Consider the following 7,074-nt stretch of genomic DNA (forward strand, 5'->3'; position numbering starts at 1 on the left):
ACTGAATTCGAGCACGCGTACTTTGATGATTTTCCATGCTTATATTTATGCATGGCACTATCCCTAAACGCCTAATATGTATTGATATAGTACAAAACGCAAGCGACAAATCGTGCCATAATCCGGACTCGAAAAGAGCCTGATTCGTTAGACAACGATAGATATACTGTAGAAATTGCTAGACTTCTATGACCCATCTTGGAGACAAACTCTACAATGGACGGAAATGACTGAAGAGCTAAAAATACTTTTCAGGAAGGCTGAAGCAAGGGATGCTTGACTGCATCCCCTTGACAAGAAAGAACAAAAGTTCATAAAGGCATTATTTCAACAGCGCCCTACTTCTCCCCCAATACATTGGAGAAGATCGAACGCAGGTCGTCCGGTGAAGGTTCGTCATCCAGGCTAAGCTTGTGCTCGATATGATCCAGATGATGCATCATCAGTTTTACCGCCAGTTCTTTATCGCGGTTCTTGATGGCATCGATCAGTTCATAGTGTTCGTCGTAGGAGCAGTGGGATTTCTCACCGTTCTTTTCGTACTGGGCGATGATCAGTGAGCACTGGGATACCAGGCTGCGCTGGAAGCTCAGCAGCGGAGGGTTGTTGGCCATCTCCGCGAGTTTCAGGTGGAATTCGCCGGAGAGGCGGATACCGGCCCCTTTATCACCTTTGGCGAAACAATCCTGTTCGTCCTGCACCAGCTTTTTCAGTTGTTCGATCTTTGCTGGCTGTGCGTTGTCGACCACCAGCTCGGTCACGGCACGCTCAACTACGCGGCGGGCGAAGATGATCTGCTTGGCTTCTTCCAGCGTTGGGCTGGCCACCACGGCACCACGGTTTGGTCGCAGTACGATCACCTGCTCATGCCCCAGACGGGACAGTGCACGGCGGATGATGGTGCGGCTTACGCCGAAGATTTCACCCAATGACTCTTCGTTCAGTTTGGTGCCCGGTGCCAGGCGCTGTTCCAGAATGGCATCGAAGATGTATTCATAAACGATGTCGTCCTGGGTTCTTTTACCTTTTGGTCCTTTCTTGGACGTTACTTTCTCAGAAATCTGGTTCATAGGTTCCGATCTACTTGTCTGCGCATGCCGATGGGTACAGGTATTTACCGTTCTACTTGCTACTTGCTCCCGTCCCCAGGATCGGCAGTACATATATCTGATACGTTAAATGCTACATAAAAGTGAATTTTTTGTACACAAATAGCCTTCCTCACCTTTTTGGTTCAACTTGATGCTTGGTTTACGTAGTACTTTAGGCTGTTTTTCACGATACGAAACCTGAATACAATTCTGTAACACTTAAATATCAATCACTTAGCCAGCAGGCGTGATACTTAAGACTAAAAACCTGACTTCTGGGTTGATTTTTTTGTATACAATATTAGTATTGTTTGTAGCACAAAAATTTAAGGACGTGCCACGTTTCCATGGATTGAAACACAACGATCTGCAGAGCTATCCATAAAAATAACTCGGAGCTCTGAACAACCCTAACCTGAGGAGTAAAAGTTGTGGAAAGCATTCAACAAGAACAAATAGCTACCGCAGATACCCCCGACTCAAACAGTCGCAGCTTCCTCGACCGATTTTTTAAGCTTGCTGAGCATCGTACCAATATCCGCACAGAGCTAATGGCCGGTCTGACTACCTTTGTAACCATGGGTTACATCATCTTTGTTAACCCAAATATCATGTCATCTGCTGGCATGGATCACGGCGCAGTCTTTGTTGCGACCTGTATCGGTGCTGCCATCGCCTGTTTCCTGATGGGTCTGTATGCCAACTGGCCTGTTGGTCTGGCTCCCGGCATGGGACTGAATGCCTTTTTCACCTATACCGTTGTACTGGAGATGGGTCACACCTGGCAGGTTGCGCTGGGGGCCGTATTCCTCTCCGGGGTGCTCTTTGTCATTCTGAGTTTTTATAAGATTCGAGAGTGGCTGCTGAACAGTATCCCAATGAGCCTGAAGTTTGCGATGACCGCCGGTGTTGGTTTATTTCTCGGCCTGATCGGCTTGAAAACAGCAGGTATTGTTGTCGACAATCAGGCGACTCTGTTATCGATGGGCAGCTTCCTCGAACCCGCCACACTGCTGGCAGCGGTCTGCTTCCTGATGATCGCGGTGCTGTCATACCACAACGTGTTTGGTTCTGTATTTATCAGTATTCTGGTCGTGACCTTCCTGGGTTGGGGTCTTGATCTGGTCGTATACAACGGCATCTTCTCTGCACCGCCGAGCGTCGCCCCTACCTTCATGCAACTGGACATTATGGGCGCACTGGATGTCAGCATGATCGGTGTGATCCTGGCGTTCCTGTTCGTCAACATGTTCGACACCGCCGGTACACTGATGGGTGTCGCGACTAAAGCGAACCTGATCCGTCCAGACGGTTACATCGAGAATCTGAGCAAAGCCCTCAAAGCAGACAGTAGCTCCAGTGTTTTTGGTACTTTCTTCGGTTGCCCACCTGTCACCAGCTACGTCGAGAGTGCATCCGGTGTTGCTGCCGGTGGTCGTACCGGCCTGACAGCTATCGTGGTTGGCTTGCTGTTCCTGGCGTCTATGTTCCTGGCACCGCTGGCAGGGATGATCCCCGCTTATGCAACAGCCGGTGCGCTCATCTATGTTGCCATGCTGATGATGACCGGCATGAAGCAGATCAACTGGGATGATATGACCGATGCGATTCCAGCAATCATTACCGTGATCATGATGCCGCTGACGTTCTCTATCGCCAACGGTATCGCAATGGGCTTTGTCACTTATACCGCTATGAAACTGTTCACCGGCCGCCGCGATCAGATCTCACTGAGTATCTGGGTACTGACAGGCCTGTTCATTGCCAAGTTCATCTTCCTGTAAACACCCACGCGATTAAAACCGGGCCCTCCTTTGTGAGGGCCTTTTTATTGCCTCTCCAGTACACCGCAGCCTATGAATTCAAACCCCGATACAGACGATCCATTGGTGCAGCACGTAAGCCGCCCACAACCGATGCAAAACTTCGCTATTGCGTTGCTGCACGGTTGTAGTCAGATCTTCCTGCAACGCAGTGCGTTGGTGGGTGTTGCGACCTTGATGGGTGTGCTGTCTGGATCTGTGCCGATGTTTCTCGGCGGGTTGATCGGATTGGTCACCGGTACGCTTATCGCGACTGTGCTGCGCTATAACCGGGCAGATATCGATGAGGGGCTGTATGGCTACAACCCGATGCTGGTCGGGACCGCCCTGTTCTGCTTCTTTGATACCAGCCCACTGCTTGTGGGTATCACCGTTGTCGCCGCAGGGGCATCAACCTGGCTGTTACATGCCCTACTGAACCGTCATGTACCTGCACTGACACTGCCTTTTGTCACGGTTACCCTGTTTGCAATTGAGCTTATTAATGCGCTGGGATTGGCTGATCCGAATCCGCAGCCGCTTGTTGGCGCTGGCGAACTGAATCCACATTCATCGTTCTTTCTCAGCTTTGGGCAGGTGATGTTTCAAGACAACATGCTTGCGGGGGTTATATTCTTTGCGGCGCTGTTGGCGCATAAACCGGTGGCGGCGTTGTTTGCAGCCGTGGGGATGTTTTGCAGTGTGGTGATCACGATGCTTGTAGGGATATCCGATACGCAGGTGAATACGGGGTTGTTTGGATTTAGTGCGATCTTGTGTTGCCTGGCGTTTGCAGAACGCAGTTGGTACGCGGCGATTAGTGCAGTGATTGCAGCAACTCTGGCTACGTTGTTTACGGTGATGGCACATTCCGCTGGGGTAGTCGTGCTGACCTTACCGTTTATTGTTTCGACGTGGTTTGTGATGAGTGTTGGGAAGCGTTGGGGGCAGTAAGCTAATTAGATCAGCGTCTACTCCACTTGTAGGGCAGCCTTCAGGCTGCCGGTAGGCTAAAGGCCTACCCTACATTGAACCTACTGACTTCCAAATCATCGATTAGCCTCGTAGGTTGGGTCGAGCCGGAGGCGATACCCAACACCACAATACATCCCTGCCGCCCCTGTTGGGTGTAGCTACGCTCGACCCAACCTACCCTACTACGTCATACCCCATCTGTAGGGCATCGTCGTCATCGTAGGTGATCACGCTGCCGGTAGGCTAAAGCCAACCCTACACCGGACCTTCTGGTTTCCAAGTAAGGGAATCGCATCTGCACCAAATTCCCGAAGTGACTTCAAATTTGGTTTTTATCACGCCCTCTCTGCAACTACTTCACCATCTGTAGGGCAGCGTCTTCGTCATCGTCGGTGATCACGCTGCCGGTAGGCTGAAGCCTACCCTACATCGGACTACGCAGTGTCACTGCTCCCCTAGTCATTTCTATACCGGAGCGTAAGAACGAGATCACCTCGATCTATGTATGTAGGGCAGTCTTTAGGCTGCCAGTAGGCTATAAGTCTACCCAAGGCCCCTTCCCCTCCGCACCCAACAAATATGCACAAAAAAACCGCCTTCGATGAGGCGGTTTTTCAGTGACAACGTTGTCGCTCCGATCAGCTTCCGCGATAGGTAGAGTAGCTATACGGCGAAATCAACAACGGCACGTGATAGTGCTCATCTTCATTCGCGATACCAAAACGTAATACCACCTCATCCAGAAACGCCGGTTCAGGCAGCTCCATGCCGCGTTTACGGTAGTAAGCACCCGCGCTAAATTCCAGCTCGTACACCCCCTTAGTAAACGCCTCACCTTCCAGCACCGGCTGATCACAGCGGCCATCGCTGTTGGTGGTGACCGAGGCAATCAGTTCGCGCTCAGCACCTATGCGGTACAGATTTACCAGAATGTTGCTGCCCGGGCAGCCAAATGCCGAATCCAGCACATGTGTCGTCAGATAACCCATAAATCGTTGCAGTGCTAACAGCACCCTCCAATAGATAGTGAATGTCGAACTCCCTGCAAACTGCCTATCACACGTCACCATGACGAGACGCATTGTATACAGATAGCACCTAAACCAGACAGAAATCCACTTTTAGCGGATATTTCTAACGGCTGGAGTCCCTTAAAGAACAGAAGATAGGCCTATATAATCATTTTTTTGACCCGAAGGACAACTTTTTCTTTGCCAAACCCATTTAGCATTGTATACAATCAAAACATACAAATTGTTTACACACGTTTTTTGTTCTAAAACGTAATAAAGAGTTATCTGTAACGTAAGGAGTTGAACCGTGAGCAGAGATTACCCACGAGACCTAATCGGATACGGTGCCAACCCTCCCCATCCTCAATGGCCGGGTGATGCGCGTATCGCGATCTCCTTCGTCCTCAACTACGAAGAAGGTGGCGAGCGCTGCGTTCTGCACGGTGATGCAGAATCGGAAGCGTTCCTGTCAGAGATGCCAAACGCACAGCCACTTGCGGGCGTACGCAACATGAGCATGGAGTCCATCTACGAGTACGGCAGCCGTTCAGGTGTATGGCGTCTGTTGAAGTTGTTCGACAAGTACGATGTACCACTCACCGTGTTTGCTGTTGCGATGGCTATAGAACGTCACCCAGAGGTGGCAAAAGCGATGGTTGAGGCAGGCCACGAGATCTGCAGCCACGCTTACCGCTGGATCGACTATCAGTACATGGATATAGAGGAAGAGAGGGAGCATCTGAATAAAGCGATCGAAATCATCACTCAGGTGACCGGCCAGCGCCCACTGGGTTGGTACACCGGTCGTAACAGCCCGAATACACGTGACCTCGTGATGCAGGAAGGTGGTTTCCTCTACGACTCCGATGCCTACGATGACGACCTGCCCTACTGGACCGATAACAACGGTAAAGGTCACCTTGTCATCCCTTACACCCTGGACACCAACGACATGCGTTTTTCGACCGTGCAGGGGTTTAACAGCGGTGAGCAGTTCTACCAATACCTGAAAGATGCCTTTGACACCCTGTATGCCGAAGGTGAAAAGACACCGAAGATGTTGTCGATTGGCCTGCACTGCCGCCTGATCGGCCGTCCGGCCCGCATCGCTGCTCTGGAACGCTTTATCCAGTACGCGAAAAGCCACGACAACGTCTGGTTCAGCCGCCGCATCGATATCGCCAAACACTGGCATGAAAAGCACCCATACAACCCGGAGAGCGCCAAATGAGTAACGGAAGGTTCCAGCACTGCACCCCTAACGAGATGGATCGCACCACCTTCGTAAGCACCTTTGCTGATATTTACGAACATTCATCCTGGGTGGCAGAAAAGGCGTTCGACCAGGGCATCACCGAACTGCACAACCAGATCAGCGTTTTGCATGAGCACATGGCGGGCATCCTGAACAACAGTGGCCATCAGGCTCAGCTGGACCTGATCAACGCCCACCCGGACCTGGCAGGTAAAGCAGCAATATCAGGCGAACTGACTGAGGCCTCCACCTCAGAACAGTCCGGCGCAGGCATTCACGAGTGTAATGAACAAGAGTTTATGCGCTTCACTGAACTGAATAACGCCTACAAGGACAAGTTCCGGTTCCCATTCATCATGGCGGTAAAAGGCAGCAATCGACACCAGATTTTGGCGGCGTTTGAGACACGTATTCACAACAGTCCGGAGCTGGAGTTTGAGACGGCCCTGCAGGAGATCAACAAGATCGCCCGGTTCCGACTGAATGACATGTAACCACTTACTGAGAAGAAAAATAATTATGAAACAAACAGCAACATTTCAGAAATATATCAACCTGGCGGACGCCCGCTTGGGCAGCGAAGTGATCTTTGTGACCGACGACTGGTTTGCCGATGCTAACCGCATGCTGCAACCTGAGGCCGCGGTCTGGAAAGAAGGCGTGTTCGACGACAACGGTAAATGGATGGATGGCTGGGAATCCCGCCGTAAGCGTTGCGAAGGTTACGACTCCGCCGTGGTCCGTCTGGGTGTACCCGGTGTCATCAAGGGTGTGAACATCGATACCGCCCACTTCACCGGTAACTTTCCACCATCCGCCTCCTTGGAAGCCTGCTTCTCCCCCGACGGCGAACCAGACAGCAGCGCCGAGTGGAACGAGATTCTGCCCGCGGTAAACCTGCAAGGTAACAGCGAACACCTGCACGCGATTGACGACGA

6 protein-coding genes and 1 pseudogene are annotated in these 7,074 nt (G+C 51.3%); 5 read left to right on the plus strand and 2 right to left on the minus strand.

What is annotated here, in order from left to right; translation table 11 throughout:
* Positions 1 to 338: 338 nt before the first annotated feature.
* Complete coding sequence (locus ABYW01_RS10110) at positions 339 to 1,070, minus strand: GntR family transcriptional regulator (protein WP_372832477.1); 732 nt, start codon at positions 1,068 to 1,070, stop codon at positions 339 to 341.
* Positions 1,071 to 1,642: 572 nt separating this feature from the next.
* Between ABYW01_RS10110 and ABYW01_RS10115 the strand changes: the two genes are divergently transcribed.
* On the plus strand, positions 1,643 to 2,875 hold the full coding sequence (locus ABYW01_RS10115) for an NCS2 family permease (RefSeq protein WP_372832483.1): 1,233 nt from the start codon (positions 1,643 to 1,645) through the stop codon (positions 2,873 to 2,875).
* A 72-nt stretch (positions 2,876 to 2,947) separates the two neighbouring features.
* The gene (locus ABYW01_RS10120) at positions 2,948 to 3,847 is read left to right on the plus strand and encodes an urea transporter (RefSeq protein WP_372832478.1); all 900 of its coding nucleotides are present in this window, start codon (positions 2,948 to 2,950) and stop codon (positions 3,845 to 3,847) included.
* A 659-nt stretch (positions 3,848 to 4,506) separates the two neighbouring features.
* Here the strand turns inward: ABYW01_RS10120 and uraH are convergent.
* Positions 4,507 to 4,857, minus strand: coding sequence for a hydroxyisourate hydrolase (uraH, locus tag ABYW01_RS10125; protein WP_372832484.1), 351 nt, complete (start codon positions 4,855 to 4,857; stop codon positions 4,507 to 4,509).
* A gap of 331 nt (positions 4,858 to 5,188) precedes the next feature.
* Here uraH and puuE point away from each other — a divergent pair, with 331 nt between their 5' ends.
* The 3 genes and pseudogenes from puuE to ABYW01_RS10140 all read left to right on the plus strand — a co-directional run.
* A complete protein-coding gene (gene puuE / locus ABYW01_RS10130) occupies positions 5,189 to 6,112 on the plus strand; it encodes an allantoinase PuuE (RefSeq protein WP_372832480.1) in 924 nt (307 codons plus the stop codon).
* Positions 6,109 to 6,630 carry a 2-oxo-4-hydroxy-4-carboxy-5-ureidoimidazoline decarboxylase gene (gene uraD / locus ABYW01_RS10135; protein WP_372832481.1) on the plus strand — a complete coding sequence of 174 codons (522 nt, stop codon included), beginning with the start codon at positions 6,109 to 6,111 and terminating at the stop codon, positions 6,628 to 6,630. The genes puuE and uraD overlap by 4 nt, the downstream gene beginning before the upstream one ends.
* Positions 6,631 to 6,655: 25 nt before the next feature.
* A pseudogene (locus tag ABYW01_RS10140) lies at positions 6,656 to 7,074 on the plus strand (allantoicase); the annotation flags it as partial.

It is taken from the genome of Pontibacterium sp. (assembly GCF_041587635.1).
GTDB lineage: Bacteria > Pseudomonadota > Gammaproteobacteria > Pseudomonadales > Balneatricaceae > Pontibacterium.